Source organism: Sphingomonas sp. BL-S-25 (genome assembly GCF_055521555.1).
Genome location: NZ_CM145486.1, coordinates 1019443 through 1037332, shown reverse-complemented (window position 1 = coordinate 1037332; position 17890 = coordinate 1019443). Strand labels below are relative to the sequence as shown.

General features: G+C 67.2%; 22 protein-coding genes. 15 read left to right on the top strand and 7 right to left on the bottom strand.

Features of this window, described 5'->3' with window-relative positions:
* The first annotated feature begins 121 nt into the window (after window positions 1-121).
* The 5 genes from ACZ1H8_RS05215 to ACZ1H8_RS05195 all read left to right on the top strand — a co-directional run bounded on the left by ACZ1H8_RS05215 (window position 122) and on the right by ACZ1H8_RS05195 (window position 3494).
* Window positions 122-328, top strand: coding sequence for a ParD-like family protein (locus ACZ1H8_RS05215; protein WP_346247049.1), 207 nt, complete (start codon window positions 122-124; stop codon window positions 326-328).
* A gap of 1 nt (window position 329) precedes the next feature.
* Entirely contained in the window at window positions 330-1088 is a 759-nt protein-coding gene (gene map / locus ACZ1H8_RS05210) for a type I methionyl aminopeptidase (protein ID WP_465180298.1), read from the top strand.
* A 77-nt stretch (window positions 1089-1165) separates the two neighbouring features.
* Entirely contained in the window at window positions 1166-1420 is a 255-nt protein-coding gene (locus ACZ1H8_RS05205) for a hypothetical protein (protein WP_465180297.1), read from the top strand.
* Window positions 1421-1587: 167 nt separating this feature from the next.
* Window positions 1588-2832 (top strand): BtaA family protein, encoded by a 1245-nt coding sequence (locus ACZ1H8_RS05200; protein WP_465180296.1) that lies wholly within the window; start codon window positions 1588-1590, stop codon window positions 2830-2832.
* Window positions 2829-3494, top strand: a complete 666-nt coding sequence (locus tag ACZ1H8_RS05195) for a class I SAM-dependent methyltransferase (protein ID WP_465180295.1) — start codon at window positions 2829-2831, stop codon at window positions 3492-3494. The genes ACZ1H8_RS05200 and ACZ1H8_RS05195 overlap by 4 nt, the downstream gene beginning before the upstream one ends.
* Before the next feature lie 4 nt (window positions 3495-3498).
* On the opposite strand, the gene ACZ1H8_RS05190 is transcribed toward ACZ1H8_RS05195, so the two are convergent.
* Together ACZ1H8_RS05190 and hemA are read right to left on the bottom strand one after the other, a co-directional pair.
* A complete protein-coding gene (locus ACZ1H8_RS05190; protein ID WP_465180294.1) occupies window positions 3499-3942 on the bottom strand; it encodes a DUF695 domain-containing protein in 444 nt (147 codons plus the stop codon).
* Window positions 3939-5183 (bottom strand): 5-aminolevulinate synthase, encoded by a 1245-nt coding sequence (gene hemA, locus ACZ1H8_RS05185; RefSeq protein WP_465180293.1) that lies wholly within the window; start codon window positions 5181-5183, stop codon window positions 3939-3941. The genes ACZ1H8_RS05190 and hemA overlap by 4 nt, the downstream gene beginning before the upstream one ends.
* A 399-nt stretch (window positions 5184-5582) precedes the next feature.
* On the opposite strand from hemA, the gene ACZ1H8_RS05180 reads away from it, so the two are divergent.
* The gene (locus tag ACZ1H8_RS05180; RefSeq protein WP_465180292.1) at window positions 5583-5750 is read left to right on the top strand and encodes a hypothetical protein; all 168 of its coding nucleotides are present in this window, start codon (window positions 5583-5585) and stop codon (window positions 5748-5750) included.
* A 12-nt stretch (window positions 5751-5762) separates the two neighbouring features.
* Here ACZ1H8_RS05180 and murI read toward each other — a convergent pair whose 3' ends face one another.
* A complete protein-coding gene (gene murI, locus ACZ1H8_RS05175; RefSeq protein ID WP_465180291.1) occupies window positions 5763-6560 on the bottom strand; it encodes a glutamate racemase in 798 nt (265 codons plus the stop codon).
* 71 nt (window positions 6561-6631) lie between these two features.
* On the opposite strand from murI, the gene plsY reads away from it, so the two are divergent.
* From plsY to ACZ1H8_RS05150, 5 genes are all read left to right on the top strand, one after another.
* Window positions 6632-7240: a glycerol-3-phosphate 1-O-acyltransferase PlsY gene (gene plsY / locus ACZ1H8_RS05170; protein ID WP_465180290.1), complete on the top strand. Its 609-nt coding sequence runs from the start codon at window positions 6632-6634 to the stop codon at window positions 7238-7240.
* The gene (dprA, locus tag ACZ1H8_RS05165; protein WP_465180289.1) at window positions 7233-8318 is read left to right on the top strand and encodes a DNA-processing protein DprA; all 1086 of its coding nucleotides are present in this window, start codon (window positions 7233-7235) and stop codon (window positions 8316-8318) included. Before plsY ends, dprA begins: the two co-directional genes overlap by 8 nt.
* A 128-nt stretch (window positions 8319-8446) precedes the next feature.
* Window positions 8447-11011, top strand: a complete 2565-nt coding sequence (topA, locus tag ACZ1H8_RS05160; RefSeq protein WP_465180288.1) for a type I DNA topoisomerase — start codon at window positions 8447-8449, stop codon at window positions 11009-11011.
* An 89-nt stretch (window positions 11012-11100) separates the two neighbouring features.
* Window positions 11101-11553 carry a hypothetical protein gene (locus ACZ1H8_RS05155; RefSeq protein WP_465180287.1) on the top strand — a complete coding sequence of 151 codons (453 nt, stop codon included), beginning with the start codon at window positions 11101-11103 and terminating at the stop codon, window positions 11551-11553.
* A 3-nt stretch (window positions 11554-11556) separates the two neighbouring features.
* On the top strand, window positions 11557-11874 hold the full coding sequence (locus ACZ1H8_RS05150) for a hypothetical protein (RefSeq protein WP_465180286.1): 318 nt from the start codon (window positions 11557-11559) through the stop codon (window positions 11872-11874).
* A gap of 3 nt (window positions 11875-11877) precedes the next feature.
* Here ACZ1H8_RS05150 and panC read toward each other — a convergent pair whose 3' ends face one another.
* Window positions 11878-12735 carry a pantoate--beta-alanine ligase gene (panC, locus tag ACZ1H8_RS05145; protein ID WP_465180285.1) on the bottom strand — a complete coding sequence of 286 codons (858 nt, stop codon included), beginning with the start codon at window positions 12733-12735 and terminating at the stop codon, window positions 11878-11880.
* A 77-nt stretch (window positions 12736-12812) separates the two neighbouring features.
* Between panC and ACZ1H8_RS05140 the strand changes: the two genes are divergently transcribed.
* Genes ACZ1H8_RS05140 through ACZ1H8_RS05125 form a run of 4 tightly spaced genes read left to right on the top strand, consistent with a single transcriptional unit; the run spans window position 12813 to window position 16165 of the window.
* A complete protein-coding gene (locus ACZ1H8_RS05140) occupies window positions 12813-13607 on the top strand; it encodes a division plane positioning ATPase MipZ (protein ID WP_465180284.1) in 795 nt (264 codons plus the stop codon).
* A gap of 10 nt (window positions 13608-13617) precedes the next feature.
* Window positions 13618-13899: a DnaJ domain-containing protein gene (locus tag ACZ1H8_RS05135; RefSeq protein ID WP_465180283.1), complete on the top strand. Its 282-nt coding sequence runs from the start codon at window positions 13618-13620 to the stop codon at window positions 13897-13899.
* Between the two features lie 52 nt (window positions 13900-13951).
* Window positions 13952-15340, top strand: a complete 1389-nt coding sequence (gene pgmG / locus ACZ1H8_RS05130) for a phosphoglucomutase/phosphomannomutase PgmG (RefSeq protein WP_465180282.1) — start codon at window positions 13952-13954, stop codon at window positions 15338-15340.
* Between the two features lie 57 nt (window positions 15341-15397).
* Entirely contained in the window at window positions 15398-16165 is a 768-nt protein-coding gene (locus ACZ1H8_RS05125) for an exonuclease domain-containing protein (RefSeq protein WP_465180281.1), read from the top strand.
* 67 nt (window positions 16166-16232) lie between these two features.
* On the opposite strand, the gene ACZ1H8_RS05120 is transcribed toward ACZ1H8_RS05125, so the two are convergent.
* From ACZ1H8_RS05120 to ACZ1H8_RS05110, 3 genes are read right to left on the bottom strand one after another with little or no spacing between them, the layout of a single operon-like run.
* Entirely contained in the window at window positions 16233-17147 is a 915-nt protein-coding gene (locus tag ACZ1H8_RS05120) for a TraB/GumN family protein (RefSeq protein WP_465180280.1), read from the bottom strand.
* A 26-nt stretch (window positions 17148-17173) separates the two neighbouring features.
* Window positions 17174-17617, bottom strand: a complete 444-nt coding sequence (locus ACZ1H8_RS05115) for a hypothetical protein (RefSeq protein WP_465180279.1) — start codon at window positions 17615-17617, stop codon at window positions 17174-17176.
* Window positions 17604-17798, bottom strand: coding sequence for a helix-turn-helix transcriptional regulator (locus ACZ1H8_RS05110; RefSeq protein ID WP_465181344.1), 195 nt, complete (start codon window positions 17796-17798; stop codon window positions 17604-17606). Before ACZ1H8_RS05110 ends, ACZ1H8_RS05115 begins: the two co-directional genes overlap by 14 nt.
* Between the last annotated feature and the right edge of the window lie 92 nt (window positions 17799-17890).

Sequence of the window (17890 nt, the reverse complement as noted above, 5' to 3'; positions counted from 1 at the left end):
GGAATTGCCTAGGGGCTGCGGGCTGCTTTCCGCAGCGGAAAGCTGCAATTCGGTTGAATTGACCGATCATATACGGATCATATATGAACCGCGCATAGTTCAACTACTGCGGACAGTGACGATGGGCATCGTGAAGATCGACGACGACCTGCATGAAGAAGCGCGGCGCGCCAGCACGGTCATGTGCCGATCGATCAACGCCCAGGCCGAATTCTGGATGAAGATCGGCATGATCGCCGAGGCCAATCCGACCCTGTCGTTCAACGACATCGTCAAGGCGCAGTTTGCGGAGGTGCAGTTGCGCGCGGTCCAGGCGATGGCGGCCTGACATGGTGAAGACTCCCGACGAGCTGGCGCTGATGCGGATCTCGGGCAAGCTGCTCGCCTCGGTGTTCGAGATGCTGGACGGTCTGGACCTGGCCGGCATGTCGACCATGGACGTCAACGATCTGGTCGAGCGGTTCATCACCGAGGATCTTGCGTCACGCCCGGCGAGCAAAGGACAATATGGCTTCAAATATGTGCTGAACAGCTCGATCAACCATGTCGTTTGCCACGGCGTGCCCGATGCGAACGAGATCATCCGCGACGGCGACATCATCAACCTGGACATCACGCTGGAGAAGAACGGCTATATCGCCGACTCCAGCAAGACCTATCTGGTCGGCAATGTGCCGCCTGCCGCGCGCCGGCTGGCGCGGGTGGCGCAGGAAGCGATGTGGCAGGGGATCCGCCAGGTGCGGCCCGGAGCCACGCTGGGCGATGTCGGCCATGCAATCGAGCGTCATGCGAAGAAGCATGGCTACAGCATCGTGCGCGACTATTGCGGCCACGGTATCGGGCGCGAGATGCATGAGGAGCCGCAGGTGCCGGGCTTCGGCAAGCCGGGATCGGGCGTCCGGTTGCGCGAAGGCATGGTCTTCACGATCGAACCGATGCTGAATCAGGGCAGCCGGCGGGTCTCGACCGAGGATGACGGCTGGACCGTGGTGACGAAGGACCGCAAGCTTTCCGCGCAGTTCGAGCACACCGTGGCGGTCACCGCGGACGGGGTCGAGGTGCTGACGCTGCGCGCCGACGGCAGCTGATCGGGACGGCGCCTTGCGGGAACGGCTTGCGGACAGGATCGTTTCGGAGCGGAACCAACAAGCTCGGAGAGCCAAGAATGCGCAAGATGATCCTCGCCATGGCGTTGCCGCTGGGCATGCTGGCCGCCTGCTCCGAGGCGGACAGGGCAGCCAACGACTTGGGCAATACCGCCGAAAGCGCCGGCGATTCGCTCAGCAACACGGCGAATGACGCGATCCGCACGATCGACGAGGCGACCGACAAGGCCGGAAATCGCATCGACCGGATCACCGACGATATCGGCAATCGCGCGGACCGCGTCGGCGACGCGATCGAGAACGAGACGCGCTGACCGCCAGCGGCCGCCACGTTTCATCGAAGTCCCGCCAGGCCCTCGCCCGGCGGGGCTTTTTCGTGCCGCGGACCGGCCTGCCATGCCTCCGATCTGTCATATCCCCGCGCTAGGCAGCGCCCGGCCGCGGGAGGCCGTTCGGGGCATCCCGGCCGGAGGACAGGAACATGGGTTCGGTTGCCAAGGCACCCAGCAACAATGCGGTTCGCGGCGCGGTTCATCGGCACGAGCATCTGAGCAGCGAAGGCCTGCTCGAACGCGCCTTCACCTTCGCCTTTCGCGGACTGGTCTATGCCCAGATCTGGGAAGATCCCGTCATCGACATGGAGGCGCTGGAGATCGGTCCGGACAGCCATGTCGTCACCATCGCCTCGGGCGGGTGCAACGTCTTTTCCTATCTGACCGCGAATCCGAGGGCGATCACCGCGGTCGATCTGAACCCCGCTCATGTCGCGCTGAACCGGCTGAAACAGCAGGCGGCGCTGCGCCTGCCCGATCATGCCGCCTTCCACCGCTTCTTCGGCCATGCCGATAGCCCGGCCAATGTCGAGGCGTACAAGCGGCACCTGCAGGACCATGTCGACGCCGCGACGCGTGCCTATTGGGACGGACGCGACCTGTCGGGCCGCCGCCGCATCTCGGGCTTCGCGACCGGCTTCTACCGGCGCGGGCTGCTCGGCCATCTGATAGGCTTCGTCCATTTCCTGGCCAGGCTGTACCGGATCGACCCGAGCGAGATCCTGCAGGCACGCGACCGCGCCGAACAGCGCCGCATCTTCGACGAGAAACTGGCGCCGTTCTTCCGCAAGCGCTTCCTGCGCTGGCTGGTCGATCAGCCGGCCGCCCTGTTCGGCTTCGGCATCCCGCCGGCGCAATACGACCTGCTGAAGGTCGACGATCGGGCCGGGATCACCGGCGCGCTGAAGGTCCGGTTGGAGAAGCTTGCCTGCGACTTCGACATCAAGGACAATTTCTACGCCTGGCAGGCGTTCGGCCGCGGCTATGGCAAGCAGGCCGATGCGCCGCTGCCGCCCTACCTCCAAGCAGCCAATTACGAGGCGGTGCGCGAGCGCGCCGGCCGGGTCGATGTCCGCCACGCCAATATGTGCGACTATCTGGAGTCGATGCCGGCCCAGTCGCTCGACCGTTATGTCCTGCTCGATGCGCAGGACTGGATGACCGACGAGCAGCTGACCCGCTTGTGGAGCGAGATCACCCGGACGGCGAAGCCGGGATCGCGCGTGCTCTACCGCACCGCCGCCGCGCCCGATGTCGTTCCCGGCCATATCCCCGATGCGCTGATGAGCCAGTGGCAGCGGGCGGACCAGGCGTGGCTGGACGACATGAACCGCCGCGACCGGTCTTCGGTCTATGGCGCGATCCATCTCTACACGCTGAAGCCGCACGGATGAGTGCGGTCGCGGATGCGGGTGACCAGCGGCGGTTGATGAACGCGACCTATGCGTTGCATCGCCATTTCTACGACGTCACCCGCAAATTCTATCTGCTGGGCCGCGACCGGCTGATCCGCGAGCTGGCGCCGCCGCCGGGCGGCACGGTGCTGGAGGTCGGATGCGGCACGGCGCGCAACCTGATCGTCGCCGCGAAGCGCTGGCCGCAGGCGCGCTTCCTGGGGTTCGACATCAGCGAGGCGATGCTGGAGACCGCGCGCAAGTCGGTCGAGCGGCAGGGACTGGGCGAGCGGATCCGACTGGCGCAGGGCGATGCCGGCGCGTTCGACACCGGCGCGCTGTTAGGCCTTCCTCAGGTCGACCGCGTCTTCATGAGCTACACGCTGTCGATGATCCCGCCCTGGCAGCGCGCGATCGAGCTCGGCGCGGCCAGCCTGGCACCGGGCGGCAGCCTGCACATCGTCGATTTCGGGCAATATGAGCGGCTGCCGGCGCTGGCGAAGCGGCTGCACTTCAAGTCGCTCAATGACTTCCATGTCGAACCGCGCGGCGACCTGCCCAGGGTGATGGAGCGGGTGGCGGGCGAGCAGGGGCTGGCGATGGCCTTCACCCCGTTGCTGCGCGGCTATGCGTGGAGCGCGACGCTGACAAAGCCGCGCTGAGCGCTCAGGCCTGGCCCCGCGGCACCAGCGCCGTCGCGATCTCGGCATAGGCCTGCCACTCGGTATCCTCGAACGTCTCGAACGCCAGCGGCAGGCGCGGCTGGCCGTTCAGCGCGTCGTTGATCCCGTCCTGGAACCGCTCGAAATCGGCGGTGTAGACGCGCCATTCGCGCTCGCCGCCGCTGGTCACGACCGCGACCAGCCGGCCCCAGTCGCCGCCGCGCATGCCGGTGTCCAGCGCATCCTCGAACGCCGCCATCGACGCCAGCGTCGCCTCGTCGGGCATCGCGTCGTCATCGGGCTCGAAATCCCACTGGATCAGGACCAGCAGCGGGAACTGCGCCCGCTCGGCATCGGTCGGTGCTTCGGTGCGCAGCCGGCACAGCATCGGGACGCCGCCGCGCGATCCCGTGGCGAACAGCCAGGGTTCCTGCGGCTGGTCGGTCACGCGGCGCGCCGCAGTTCCAGCCTGCCCCAGATCTCGACCAGCGCCTCGACCAGTTCGGCCATCATCGCCTCGTCATGCGCGGGGCCGGGGGTGAAGCGCAGCCGCTCGGTGCCGCGCGGCACGGTCGGATAATTGATCGGCTGAACATACACGCCATATTCGGCGAGCAGGATGTCGCTGATCTTCTTGGCCTTGACCGGGTCGCCGACCATCAGCGGCACGATATGCGTCGTCGACGGCATCACCGGCAGACCGGCATCGGCCATCATCGCCTTCAGCGTCGCGGCGGCAGCCTGCTGGCCGTCGCGCTCGGCCGACGATCCCTTCAGGTGGCGGACCGAGGCGAGTGCACCGGCAACCAGCACCGGCGACAGCGAGGTGGTGAAGATGAAGCCGGGCGCATAGCTGCGGATGACGTCGATGATCATCCGGTCGGCGGCGATATAGCCGCCCATCACGCCGAATGCCTTGCCCAGCGTCCCCTCGATGATCGTCAGCCGCGACGCGGCCGCATCGCGGTCCGAAATGCCGCCGCCGCGCGCGCCGTACATGCCGACCGCATGGACTTCGTCGAGATAGGTCAGCGCATTATACTTGTCGGCCAGGTCGCAGATCGCATGGATCGGCGCGATGTCGCCGTCCATCGAATAGACGCTCTCGAACGCGATGACCTTGGGTGCGGCGGGATCGTCGGCCGCCAGCAGCGATTCGAGATGCTCCAGGTCATTGTGACGGAACACCCGCTTCTCGCAGCCGGCATTGCGGATGCCGGCGATCATCGATGCGTGGTTCAGCTCGTCCGAATAGATGATGCAGCCCGGCAGTACCTTGGCCAGCGTCGACAGCGTCGCCTCGTTCGAGACATAGCCGGAGGTGAAGAGCAGCGCGCCTTCCTTGCCGTGCAGATCGGCAAGCTCGAACTCGAGATCGACATGATAATGGGTGTTGCCGCCGATATTGCGGGTGCCGCCCGATCCGGCGCCGACATCGTGCAGCGCCTCTTCCATCGCCGCGATCACCTTGGGGTGCTGGCCCATGGCGAGATAGTCGTTCGAGCACCAGACGGTGATCGGCTTCGGTCCGTTATGCCCGGCGAAGCAGCGCGCATTGGGAAACATGCCCTTGTTGCGCAGAATGTCGATGAACACCCGGTATCGACCTTCGGCATGCAGCCGGTCGATCGCCTTGGTGAAGACGCGTGAGTAGTCCACTCCCGCGGGCGCGGTATCCTGGGTGCTCATGCCGGGTGCTCTAACTCCAAAGCGCCGCGATTGCCAGCGGCGCGGTACCGGGTATTTCCCCGGATATGAAAGCGGTCGCTTTGATCGCGCGCAAATTTGCGTGGGCGGCCATGGTTACTTCGCTTCGACCGCGATCCTGCGCCACGGCTGCGCCTTGCGCACGTCGTCCAGCCGGTGCGCGCAGGCATAGGTGAGCGCCCACGCGTCAGATTCCGCCGCATCGTCGCGGCGAAGTCGAGTTTGCCCGCGCAAGGGAGCGCTAACGTGATTCAAATCAAGTTGGGCCGGGCGGCAAGGTGGTATTCAGCCATCAGGACCACCCGGCACCCGAGTCGGTCCATGCTGGGCATCCGGTCCGGCGCCACCGACGATGCCGGCTTGTCGAACAGGACATGACCCATGAACCGTCAGGACCTAGATTATTATCGCCGGCGCGAGCATCAGGAGCGCGAGAGCGCGATGCGAACCCATGATGTCGGTGCGCGCCGCATCCATATCGAGCTTGCCGATCGCTACCGCGCGATGATCCCGAAGCTCGGCGCCGTGCCGCCCGCCGCCCGGGCCTGATTTAGGCTTCGGCTACAGCGTCTCGACTTCGGTCAGGCCGAATCTTGCGAGTGCCGGGACGAGCCGGTCGGTCCGCGCAGAGCGGGCGGTGAACACCGCTCGACCGGGCCCGGCATGGTCGGGCCAGTGCTGGTCGCGCGTCAGCCAGGCTACGCGGCGGGCGATCCCCGGCCCGCCATCGACGAAGCGCACCGGATGCGGCGCCGCCGACGCCAGCTCCGTCTCGACCAGCGGAAAATGGGTGCAGGCGTTGACGATGACGTCCAGCCGATCGCCGCCCGGCTGATCGAACAGGCCGCCGAGCACCGCGCGCAGCCGCGCCGGATCGGGCGCATCCCCGCCCAGCGCCGCCTCCGCCAGGTCGACCAGTTCCGCCGATCCGTGGCGCAGCACGGTGCAGTCGCCGGCAAAGCGCGCGGCGAGATCGTCGACATAGGGCTGGCGTACCGTCGCCTCCGTGCCCAGCACGCCGATGACGCGCGTCCTGCTGAGTTCCGCCGCGGGCTTGATCGCCGGCACGGTGCCGACGATCGGCAGGTCGAGCGCGGCGCGGACATGGGGCAGGGCGATGGTCGAGGCGGTGTTGCACGCGATTACGATCAGCCGCGGCCGATAGCGTTCGGCCAGCCGCCCGAGCAGCGCCGGCACGCGCGCGGCAATCTCGGCCTCGCTGCGCGTGCCATAGGGATAGCCCGCCGAATCGGCGACATAGACCAGGGGGGCATTGGGCAGCAGCCGCGCGGTCGGCGCCATCACCGAAAGTCCGCCCATACCGGAATCGAAAAACAGGATCGGGCGGGGCTCGGTCATGGTTGGGTTCATCCGGATTCTTGCGCGCGATTACGGGAGCGCCTAGCCTGTGCGCAAGAACGGGGGAACGCGTGGAGACCGAAATTCTCTGGCAGGGCAGCGTCGGTGCGCTGGTGCTTGGCTATCTGCTGGGATCGATCCCGTTCGGGGTCTTGCTGACGCGGTTCGCCGGCGCCGGCGACCTGCGGCAGATCGGATCGGGCAATATCGGTGCGACCAACGTGCTGCGCACCGGGCGCAAGGGGCTGGCGGCGGCGACGTTGCTGCTCGACCTGCTGAAGGGCGTCGCGGCGGTCCTGCTCTCCGAATGGCTGTTTCCCGGCACCGCGATGCTGGCCGGCCTCGCGGCGTTCATCGGCCATTGCTACCCGGTCTGGCTGCGCTTCCGCGGCGGCAAGGGCGTGGCGACGATGATGGGCGTGGTCGTCGCGCTGCACTGGCCATCGGGCCTCGTCTATGCCGCGGTCTGGCTGGGCCTGCTTGCCGGGCTGCGCATCTCGTCGGTCGCGGGGATGATGGCGGCGATCAGCGCGCCGGTGAGCGCCGCCGCCTTTGGCAAGGTGGGGCTGGTGCTGGTGTTCCTCGCGCTGGCGCTGATCGTGGTGTGGAAGCACCGCGAGAATATCGACCGGCTGCTGAGCGGTACCGAGCCCCGGGTCGGCAAGAAGAAGAATGGCTGACCCGCGCGAGGCGCGGCTGAGGCTCATCCGGTCGGCCAATATCGGTCCCGTCACCTATCGCCGGCTGGTCGAGCGCTTCGGCTCGGCCGAGGCGGCGATCGAGGCACTGCCCGGGCTTGCCGCGCGCGGCGGCGGGCGGGCGCCGCAGCTCGCCGATCCGGGCGCGATCCGCCGCGAGATCGATCGGGTCGAGCGGCTCGGCGCGCGCTACCTGTTCCTCGACGACGAGGCTTATCCCGCGCTGCTCGCCGAGATGGAGACGGCGCCGCCCGCGCTGATCCTTCGCGGCGACCTTGCGCTGGCCGGCCGGACGCCGGTGGCGATGGTCGGCGCGCGCAATGCCAGCGCCGCGGCCTGCCGCTTCGCGCGTCAGCTGGCGCATGGCCTGGCTGAATCTGGCGTGGCCGTGGTCTCCGGGCTGGCGCGCGGCATCGACACGGCGGCGCATCAGGGGGCGATCGAGGGCGGTACGATCGGGGTGATCGCCAGCGGCATCGATGTGACCTTCCCGCCCGAGAATCGCGAGCTTCAGGAACGGGTCGCCTGCGAGGGCCTGCTGGTGGCGGAGCAGCCGCCGGGAACCGAGCCGCTGGCGCGCTTCTTCCCCTCGCGCAACCGGATCATCGCCGGTCTGGCGCTGGGCACGGTGGTGGTCGAGGCCGCGCCGCGGTCGGGCTCGCTGATCACCGCGCGGCTGGCGGTGGAGGCCGGCCGCGAGGTGATGGCGGTACCGGGATCGCCGCTCGATCCGCGCGCGCAGGGGTGCAATCTGCTGATCCGCGAGGGCGCGACCCTGGTCCAGTCGGTCGAGGACATCCTCGAATCGGTCCGCCCGATCGACTCCCGCGCCGTCCGATCGCCGGTCGTCGCCTGGGAAGGTGGCCCCGCCATCGACGCAGACGACGGCGACCGGCGCCAGGTCGAGCAACTGCTGGGACCGGTCCCGGTCGCGGTCGACGAGCTGATCCGCCAGGCCGGACTGCCGTCGCCGGTGGTCCAGACCGTGCTGCTCGAACTGGAACTGGGCGGGCGGCTGGAGCGGCACGCCGGCGGGCGGGTGTCGGTAATGGGGGCATGATGGTTGCGGGGCCAGCCATTGCAGCGGCGGCGCGCGACATCATCTATCTGCACCAACGAAGCGCTTGACGAGCGGCGGGCGGGCTTACCACCCTCGTACGCGTACACACGAGAGACCAGATTTCCATCATGCAGCTTGTCATCGTCGAATCGCCCGCCAAGGCGAAGACCATCGAGAAATATCTGGGCAAGGATTACCGCGTCCTCGCCAGCTACGGCCATGTCCGCGACCTGCCGGCCCGCGACGGCTCGGTCGATCCGGATGCCGACTTCGCGATGGAGTGGGAAACCTATGCCGACAAGTCGAAGCAGCTGAAGGCGATCGCCGACGAGGCGAAGAAGGCCGACCGACTGATCCTCGCGACCGACCCTGATCGCGAAGGCGAGGCGATTTCGTGGCACGTCCAGGAAGTGCTGAAGAACAAGAAGGCGCTGCCCAAGGAGGTCGAGCGCGTCACGTTCAACGCGATCACCAAGCCGGCGATCCTCGACGCGATGCAGCAACCGCGCGAGCTGGATACCGACCTGATCGACGCCTACCGCGCCCGCCGTGCGCTCGACTATCTGGTCGGCTTCACCCTGTCGCCGGTGCTGTGGCGCAAGCTGCCGGGCGCCAAGTCGGCCGGCCGCGTCCAGTCGGTCGCGCTGCGCCTGATCGTCGAGCGCGAGCGCGAGATCGAATCCTTCCGCCCGCAGGAATATTGGTCGGTCACCGCCGACATGGAGCAGGACGGCACCGGCTTCACCACGCGCCTGGTCAAGTGGAAGGGCGACAAGCTCGACCGGCTGTCGATCGGCGACGGCAAGACCGCCGATGCGGCGAAGAAGGCGGTCGAGGAGGGGCGGTTCAGCGTCGTCTCGGTCGAGACCAAGCCGACGATGCGCAACCCGCCGCCGCCCTTCACCACTTCGACCCTGCAGCAGGAGGCGGCGCGCAAGCTCGGCTTCTCGGCCAGCCACACGATGCGCATCGCCCAGGGCCTCTACGAGGATGGCGCGATCACCTATATGCGGACCGACGGCGTGCAGATGGACGGCTCCGCCATCCAGGCGGCACGCAAGGCGGTCGCGGATCGCTATGACGGCAGCTACGTCCCCGACAAGCCGCGCCAGTATCAGACCAAGGCGAAGAACGCGCAGGAAGCGCACGAGGCGATCCGCCCGACCGACTTCTCCCGCGACCGTGTCGGCGGCGGCGATCATGCGCGCCTGTACGAGCTGATCTGGAAGCGCGCGCTGGCCAGCCAGATGGCGTCGGCGCGGATGGAGCGCACGACGATCGACCTGGAGGACGCGACCGGCCAGCACGGCCTGCGCGCCACCGGCCAGGTGGTGCTCTTCCCCGGCTATCTCGCGCTGTACGAGGAAGGGCGCGACGACGAGGGCGACGAGGAATCGCGCCGCCTGCCGCGGCTGAGCCAGGGCGATTCGCCGGCGAAGAAGGCAGTGAATGCCGAGCAGCATTTCACCCAGCCGCCGCCCCGCTTTTCCGAAGCGTCGCTGGTCAAGCGTCTGGAGGAACTGGGGATCGGCCGCCCGTCGACCTATGCCTCGATCATCCAGGTGCTCAAGGACCGCAGCTATGTCCGCGTCGAGAAGAACCGCTTCTTCGCCGAGGAGAGCGGCCGGTTGCTGACCGCGTTCCTTGAGCGCTTCTTCGAGAAATACGTCACCTATGACTTCACCGCCGATCTGGAGGAAGAGCTGGACGACGTGTCGGGCGGCCGAGCCGCGTGGCAGCAGGTGCTCGAGCAGTTCTGGCGCGACTTCAAGCCGCGCACCGTCGAGGTGATGGAGCAGAAGCCGTCGGACATCACCGCGGCGCTCGACCAGTTTCTCGAACCCTATCTGTTTCCGCCGACCGCGGACGGCAGCGACCCGCGCCTGTGCCCCAATTGCGGCGAGGGCCGGCTGGCGCTGCGCGGCGGCCGCTTCGGCGCGTTCGTCGCCTGCTCCAACTATCCCGACTGCAAATATACCCGTCGCTTCGCCCAGCCGGGCGGGGCCGAGGGGGACGGCGGCGGCAACGAAGTGCTGGGGACCGATCCCGAGTCCGGCCTGCCGGTCGAGCGCAAGTCGGGACGCTTTGGGCCCTATATTCAGCTTGGCGAAGGCAAGGAGGCGGCGCGCGCGTCTATCCCCAAGGATATCGAGCTGGACCTCGACTGGGCGCTGAAGCTGCTGAAGCTGCCGCGCACCGTCGGCGACCATCCCGAGAGCGGCAAGCCGATCACCGCGTCGATCGGTCGCTATGGCCCCTATCTCGCGCATGATGGCAAATATGCCCGGCTCCAATCGACCGCGGAGGTTTTCGAGACGGGCATGAACGCTGCCGTGGTCAAGTTGGCCGAGGCGGCGGCGGGAGGCGGGCGTCCGCAGCGCGGCGCTGCGCGCGAGCCGCTGAAGGTGCTCGGCAAGCATCCGCGGACCGAAGCCGAGATCAAGCTGATGGAGGGCCGCTACGGTCCCTATGTCACCGACGGCACGACAAACGCGACGCTGCCCAAGTCGATCGAGAAGGACGCGCTGACGCTGGAGGAAGCCGCCCAGCTGATCGACGCCCGCGCAGCCGCGGCGCCGGCCAAGGGCAAGAAGAAGGCCGCACCGAAAAAGGCGGCCGCCAAGAAGGCTCCGGCAAAGAAGGCGGCGGCAAAAAAGGCACCTGCGAAGAAGAAGGCTGCTGCCGACGAATGACCCGTCAGGCGAGGGCGCGTCGCGCTCTCGCCCAGGTCTTGGAACCCGAAGCGATCGTCGCGCGCTTTTCTCGCCCGAGGAGAGACGCGATGATTCGTTTTACCCTTGGACTTGGTTTGATCGGCCTGGTGTCGGGCGCCGCTGCGGCGCAGACCAGTAACGGACTGTGGAGCTATCATTTCCAGAACGGGATCGGCCAGTATCTGACCGGCCAGTGGGACTCGCCGACCGGCGGCGCGTTGAGCCTGTCCTGCCGAAAGGACGGCGATGTCGCGGTCATGGCGCAGATCAAGGGCCAGGCGCCGCGGCCGGGATCGGTGCTGACGCTCGTCAGCTCGTCGCGCGCCGGATCGAGCGAATCGCGCCTCGTGACCAATTCGAGCGGTGCGGTGGTGATCAAGGCCACCAGCCCGGCCTTTCGCCGGCTGTGGGCCAATCTGCGCAGCAACGATATCGTGACGCTGCGCTATTCCGACGGACGGACCAGCGTCCAGTCGCTGGCGGGCGCGGCCAAGGTGCTGCCCGCCAAGCCCTGCGGCTGATCGATGGAGGGCATCCTGGGCATGGCCGCGGGGGCGGTCGTGGTGACGCTGATCGCCGCGAAATGGATCACGGCGCGCCGTCCGGCCATGTCCTACGGCTTGCAGGTCGTCCTGGCGACGATGAGCGCACCGCTCGTGGCGATCCTCCTGTTCGTGGTCGCCACCGCCTATACGCTGTCGCTGCCGGCCCCGCCCGAGCCGGGCGGCACGGTGGGCATGGTGATCTTCGCCTTCGTGTTCTTCCTGATCTACGCGATGGCGATCGGCGCCGCGGTCGGCCTGGTGACTGCACTGGTCGCGGTCAGGATGTTCCGGCGCTGAGGATCAGGCGGCATCGCCCAATCGCGCGAGACTGACCGGGATATTGTCGATCAGCCGGGTCGTGCCGATCCGTGCGGCGGCCAGCAGCCGGCCGGGCCGATCGCGCTCGGGCGTGCCCAGCGTGTCGGCATCGACCAGTTCGACATAGTCGACCTCGAACCCGGCCGCGGTCATCGTGTCGCGCGCCTGGGCCAGCGCCGCGACGGCATCGCCGCCCTCCTCGATCGTCCGCGCCGCCGCGCCCAGCGCGCGGGGCAGGGCGATCGCCTTGGCGCGATCCTCGGGCATCAGATAGGCGTTGCGCGAGGACAAAGCGAGCCCGTCATCGTCGCGCTGGGTCACCACGCCGATGACCTCGACGCCCAAGTCCAGATCCTGCGCCATGCGGCGGACGACCGCCAGCTGCTGGAAATCCTTCTCGCCGAACAGCGCGACATCGGGGCGGACCTGGTTGAACAGCTTGGCGACCACTGTCGCGACGCCGTCGAAATGGCCGGGGCGGGCTGCGCCGTCCAGCAATTCGCTGACGCCCGAGACCGAGATGTTGGTCGCGAAGCCTTGCGGATACATCGCCTCGACCGGGGGCAGCCACAACAGGTCGACGCCGCCCTGCTTCAGCATCGCCGAATCCGTCGCTTCCCTGCGTGGATAGCGGTCGAAATCCTCATTGGGGCTGAACTGCTTGGGATTGACGAAGATCGACACGACGACCCGCTCGGCCTGGCGGCGGGCCGCCTCGACCAGCGCCATATGGCCGGCATGCAGCGCGCCCATCGTCGGCACCAGCGCGACGCGCTCGCCCGCTGCGCGGAACGCGGCGACCGCTTCTCTGAGGGCTTCCAACTGACGGACGGTTTGCACGCGTTAGCTCTTTCGATATGAGACAGGGGCGGCCTTCTATGGGGGGAGGGCAGCGCGATCAACAAAGGATGTCAGGCTTGGCCGACGGATCGAACCGATTGCACGTGATCGTCTTCGCCAATGAAAAGGGCGGGACGGGGAAGTCGACGACGGCGGTGCATACTGCCATCGCGCTCGCGGCGAAGGGCGCCCGTGTGTCCTGCTTCGATCTCGATCATCGCCAGCGCACCATGGGCCGCTATCTCGACAACCGCGCCGAGACGATCCGCCGCTCGGGCCGCACCCTGCCGATGCCGCGCTACGAAACGCATGACGGCGAGACGATGGAGGCCTTCGCCACCTCGCTGGAACGGCTGGGCGACGGTGCCGATTTCCTGGTGATCGATACGCCGGGACGCGACGACAAGTTCGCGCGCATCGCGGTGACCAATGCCGATACGCTGGTCACCCCGATGAACGACAGTTTCGTCGACTTCGACCTGATCGGTCAGGTCGACCCCGAGACGTTCCGCGTCTCGCGCCCCAGCTTCTATTCCGAGCTGATCTGGGAATCGCGCAAGCGCCGCGCCAAGAGTGACGGCGAGACGATCGACTGGGTGGTGCTGCGCAACCGGCTCCAGCATATCGAAGCGCGCAACATGAAGCGCGTGTCCGAGGCGATCGACCAGCTGTCGAAGCGGGTTGGCTTTCGCGTGATCTCGGGCCTGTCCGAGCGCGTGGTGTATCGCGAGATGTTCCCGCAGGGGCTGACCATGCTCGACTCCGGGGAGTTCGGCAGCATGGCGCTCAGCCATGTCGCGGCGCGCCAGGAACTGCGCGAGATGATGGCCGGGCTGGCGCTGCCCGAGCCCGCCCTGCCGCTGCCCGCCTGAGGGACCGGTCATGGGCAAGGCCATATTGGCGGCGCTGATCATCGGCGCGGTCTGGTATCTGTTCTTCAGCAAGCCCGCCAAAAAGCCGGCCAGGCGCAAGCCGTCTGAGGCTGCAGTCCGCGAGGCGGAGGCGCGAGCGATCCTGGGCGTCGGCCCCGATGCCGATGCCGATGCGATCCGCGCCGCGCATCGACGCCTGATCAGCGCGCTGCATCCCGACAAGGGTGGATCGGCCGAACTGACCGGGCGCATCAACGCGGCGCGCGACAGCTTGTTACGCACTCGCAATTGAAACTAAACGGGCGTTCACGGATTAGGCCGACAAGCTTCCCCCAGGAGATTCTATGACCCACAATTTCGATCCGACGTCTTTGCGCGAGTATGACATCCGTGGAATCGTCGGCGAGACGCTGGGTGTGGAAGATGCCCGGGCGATCGGCCGCGGCTTCGCGACGCTGCTGCGGCGCGCCGGCGGCACCCGGGTTGCGGTGGGCCGCGACGGCCGCCTGTCGTCGCCGATGCTCGAGGAAGCGCTGATCGACGGTCTGACCGCATCGGGCTGCGACGTGGTGCGCACCGGCATGGGCCCGACCCCGCAGCTCTATTATGCCGAGGCGACGCTGGAGGTCGACGGCGGCATCCAGATCACCGGTAGCCATAATCCGGGCAATTACAACGGCTTCAAGATGGTGTTCCAGCACCTGCCCTTCTTCGGCGAGGACATCCAGAAGCTGGGTCGGATGGCCGCCGACGGCGACTGGGAAGAGGCCGAGACGCGCGGCGAGGTGACCGATTTCGACATCGTCGACAATTATGTCGGGCGGCTGCTGGCAGGCTATGCCGGCGGCGCCTATCGCATCGGCTGGGACGCGGGCAACGGCGCGGCCGGCCCGGTGATCGAGAAGCTGGTGGCGCAGCTGCCGGGCGAGCACCACACGCTGTTCACCGATGTCGACGGTAATTTCCCCAATCACCATCCCGATCCGACCGAGGAAAAGAACCTCGCCGACCTCAAGAAGCTGGTCGCGGAGAAAAATCTCGACTTCGGTCTCGCCTTCGACGGCGATGGCGACCGGATCGGCGCGATCGATGGCCAGGGCCGGGTGATCTGGGGCGACCAGCTGCTGTCGATCCTTGCCGAACCGGTGCTGCGCCAGGAACCGGGCGCCACGATCATCGCGGACGTGAAGGCCAGCCAGGCATTGTACGATCGTATAGCGGAGCTGGGCGGCCAGCCGCTGATGTGGAAGACGGGCCACAGCCTGATCAAGACCAAGATGAAGGAAACCGGCGCGCCGCTGGCGGGCGAGATGAGCGGCCACATCTTCTTCGCGCAGGATTATTATGGCTATGACGACGCGCAATATGCGGCGGTCCGGCTGATCCAGGCGGTCCATGTCATCGGCAAGACGATGAACGAGATCAAGGACGCGATGCCGGCGATGGTCAACACGCCGGAGATGCGCTTCCAGGTCGACGAAAGCCGCAAGTTCGCGGTGATCGACGAGGTGCTGGCACGGCTGGAGGCCGAGGGCGCCGATGTCGATCGCACCGACGGTGCGCGGGTCAACACGCCCGACGGCTGGTGGCTGCTGCGCGCGTCGAACACCCAGGACGTGCTGGTGGCGCGCGCCGAGGCCAAGAGCCAGGACGCGCTCGACCGGTTGCTGGCGCAGATCGATGCGCAGCTGGCGGCAAGCGGGCTGGAGCGTGGCCCGCAGGCGGGGCACTGAGCCAGAACCGCTGATCGGGGCTGGCATTCCGCGGCATTAGCGCCCACATCGGCGCTAATGTCCTCGCGCCAGCCCTCGATCATCCGCGTCATCGACCTCGAAACCACCGGAAGCGCCCCGCCCGCACACGGCGTGTGCGAGATCGGCTGGCAGGATGTCGCGCTAGGCGCGGACGGCCGCTGGGAATTGATGGGCGAGGGCGGCAACCAGCTGGTCAATCCCGGCCGGCCGATGTCGCCGATCACCACCGCGATCCACCATATTCGCGACGAGGATGTCGCCGACGCGCCCTGGTGGCATGACGTCGCGCGCCCGATCCTCGACCCCTGGCCGCGGCGCATCGCGCTGGCCGCGCACCGGGCGAGCTTCGAGGAGCAGTTCTGCACGCCCGCGCTGACCCGCGGTGCCGACTGGATCTGCACCTGGAAATGCGCACTGCGGCTGTGGCAGGACAGTCCCAGCTTCTCGAACCAGGTGCTGCGCTATTGGCGCAAGCCCGAGGGGCTGGACCATGAGCGCGGGCTGCCCGCGCACCGCGCCTTCCCAGATGCCTATGTCACCGCGCACCATTTGCGCGACATGCTGAACGAGGCGAGCGTCGCACAGCTGATCGAATGGTCGAAGCTGCCGGGCCTGCTGCCGCGCGTCCGCTACGGTCCCGACCGCGGCAAGGAATGGACCGCGATCGAGGACGAGAGCCTGCAGGGCTTCCTGACCGACCGCGACGAGGACATCCGCTTCACCGCGCGCACCGAATATGAGCGTCGCCGCGGCGGTGGGCAGATCCGCGGCAATGACCCGGTGTGGCAGCTCGACCTGGAATAGGGCGGGAGCCAGGCAGGAAAGAGCGAAGCCGGTCCCGCCTAACGGACCGGCCCCGCCTCCCGTTGCCTCAATAGGCGACGCGCGTCGCCTTCAGCTTCTTCTTGGCCAGGAAGTCCTGGACGCTGTCCTTGCCGGCGAGGTGGCCGGCCCCGACCGCGACAAAGACCGTCCCCGGCGTCTTCAATCGGTTCTCGACCCAGTTCGCCCAGGTGGCGTTGCGGTCGGTCAGCACGGCCTTGGTCACCTCGGGAAGCTCGGTCATGCCCTGATTCATGATGGTGGCAAGGCCGTCGGGATCGCCCGCAGCCCAGCGTTCGACCATCATGTTCAGCATTTCACCCGTGCGGGGCAGCTGGTCGATCGTGGTGACGAGATAGTTGATCTGCACAGGCTGCGACAGGCTCCCGAAAAAGCCGAGCTGCTGTTCCATCGTCTCCAGCGCCTCGATCTTCTTTCCCGCGGAGGTGGCTGCGTCGGTCAGGACCTTCTCGGCACCCTGATTGGGATCGAAGCCGTATTTGGGCAGCGCGCTGACCGTGAGGATCAGCGATGCGAACCACGGATTGAACCGGTCATACGCCTGTGCGGGCATCCCGGTGCCTGCCATCGCCGCGGTAAAGGCTGCGCGCTTGTCCGCCGGCAGCTGTTCGGTCAGCGCAGGACCCGTCGGGTTCATCCCGAACTTCTGGACCGCGGCGGCGGCGACTGCCGGCTCGGGCTGGATCAGTTCGAGGACCAGCGTGTCGCTCTTGTCGAACGCCGCCTTCACGCCCTCGTCGAACCAGCTGAGGCCGGGCTTCAGCACATGGATGGTGCCGAACAGATAGATGGTGGTGTCGTCGTCCTTGACGACCCACAGGGCGGGATCGGCGTCGCGGGTGGCCGCGGCCGGCGCCGCCGGTGCAGCCTGTTGTGCGACCGCGGGCGCACCGGCAAAGGCGAAGGCAAGGGCCGCGCCAGAGACGAGCAGTTTCTTCAACATCCTGATTTTCCCCTTCTCAAACGGCCTCACGGCCGGAATTTCATCCACAGATAGGCAAGGAGCGTGAACACCATGGTGATGCAGAACAGCGCGAAATGCTGCGGTTCGGGCAGCAGCTGGCCGCGCCAGAGCAGCGACCAGGAAAAATAGACCGAGATATAGGCGTAGAGACCGAAGGTGCTCGCGATGTAATTGTCGCGCAATTCGACTTCGTCGACCACCTGGAAGAAGCGCCAGCTTCCCCAGCTCAGCGTGACGATCAGCACGACCGTCGCCGCAATCGCCAGCCATGGCGCCATGGGCGCAGTCAACAACGAGGCGCCGCCGCTGCCCACGCTCGCGGCGAAGCCGACAACGGCGCCGCCCAGCATGAGCAGGATCACGCTGCCCGCCACCTTGCGCTTGCGGGCCTGCAGGGCGCGCTCGCCTTCGCCCTGAGCGCCGGCCATGCCCCGCTCATTCCGAGTCATCGAAAATCTCCTCGATCGCCAGGTCGAACAGTCGGGCGATGCGGAAGGCGAGCGGCAGCGAGGGGTCGTACTTCCCCGTCTCGATCGCGTTGACCGCCTGGCGCGACACGCCGAGCCGGCCGCCAAGCTCCGCCTGGCTCCAGTCGCGTTCCGCTCTCAGGACCTTCAATCGGTTCCGCACCATCTGCCCCGCGCTTGTCGCCATCCACTGACCATATGTCAGGTGACGCTGACAATAAGACAGCGATTCGCGACATAAGTCAAGCGACCCTT

Bases quoted from the DNA above. Each gene is read 5' to 3' on its own strand.
- ACZ1H8_RS05120 (WP_465180280.1), bottom strand. From the start codon at position 17,147: ATGTTGAAGAAACTGCTCGTCTCTGGCGCGGCCCTTGCCTTCGCCTTT.
- topA (WP_465180288.1), top strand. From the start codon at position 8,447: ATGCAGCTTGTCATCGTCGAATCGCCCGCCAAGGCGAAGACCATCGAG.
- ACZ1H8_RS05180 (WP_465180292.1), top strand. From the start codon at position 5,583: ATGAACCGTCAGGACCTAGATTATTATCGCCGGCGCGAGCATCAGGAG.
- ACZ1H8_RS05195 (WP_465180295.1), top strand. From the start codon at position 2,829: ATGAGTGCGGTCGCGGATGCGGGTGACCAGCGGCGGTTGATGAACGCG.
- murI (WP_465180291.1), bottom strand. From the start codon at position 6,560: ATGACCGAGCCCCGCCCGATCCTGTTTTTCGATTCCGGTATGGGCGGA.
- hemA (WP_465180293.1), bottom strand. From the start codon at position 5,183: ATGAGCACCCAGGATACCGCGCCCGCGGGAGTGGACTACTCACGCGTC.
- ACZ1H8_RS05125 (WP_465180281.1), top strand. From the start codon at position 15,398: ATGTCCTCGCGCCAGCCCTCGATCATCCGCGTCATCGACCTCGAAACC.
- ACZ1H8_RS05115 (WP_465180279.1), bottom strand. From the start codon at position 17,617: ATGACTCGGAATGAGCGGGGCATGGCCGGCGCTCAGGGCGAAGGCGAG.
- dprA (WP_465180289.1), top strand. From the start codon at position 7,233: ATGGCTGACCCGCGCGAGGCGCGGCTGAGGCTCATCCGGTCGGCCAAT.
- ACZ1H8_RS05200 (WP_465180296.1), top strand. From the start codon at position 1,588: ATGGGTTCGGTTGCCAAGGCACCCAGCAACAATGCGGTTCGCGGCGCG.
- ACZ1H8_RS05155 (WP_465180287.1), top strand. From the start codon at position 11,101: ATGATTCGTTTTACCCTTGGACTTGGTTTGATCGGCCTGGTGTCGGGC.
- ACZ1H8_RS05215 (WP_346247049.1), top strand. From the start codon at position 122: ATGGGCATCGTGAAGATCGACGACGACCTGCATGAAGAAGCGCGGCGC.
- pgmG (WP_465180282.1), top strand. From the start codon at position 13,952: ATGACCCACAATTTCGATCCGACGTCTTTGCGCGAGTATGACATCCGT.
- ACZ1H8_RS05205 (WP_465180297.1), top strand. From the start codon at position 1,166: ATGCGCAAGATGATCCTCGCCATGGCGTTGCCGCTGGGCATGCTGGCC.
- map (WP_465180298.1), top strand. From the start codon at position 330: ATGGTGAAGACTCCCGACGAGCTGGCGCTGATGCGGATCTCGGGCAAG.
- ACZ1H8_RS05150 (WP_465180286.1), top strand. From the start codon at position 11,557: ATGGAGGGCATCCTGGGCATGGCCGCGGGGGCGGTCGTGGTGACGCTG.
- ACZ1H8_RS05135 (WP_465180283.1), top strand. From the start codon at position 13,618: ATGGGCAAGGCCATATTGGCGGCGCTGATCATCGGCGCGGTCTGGTAT.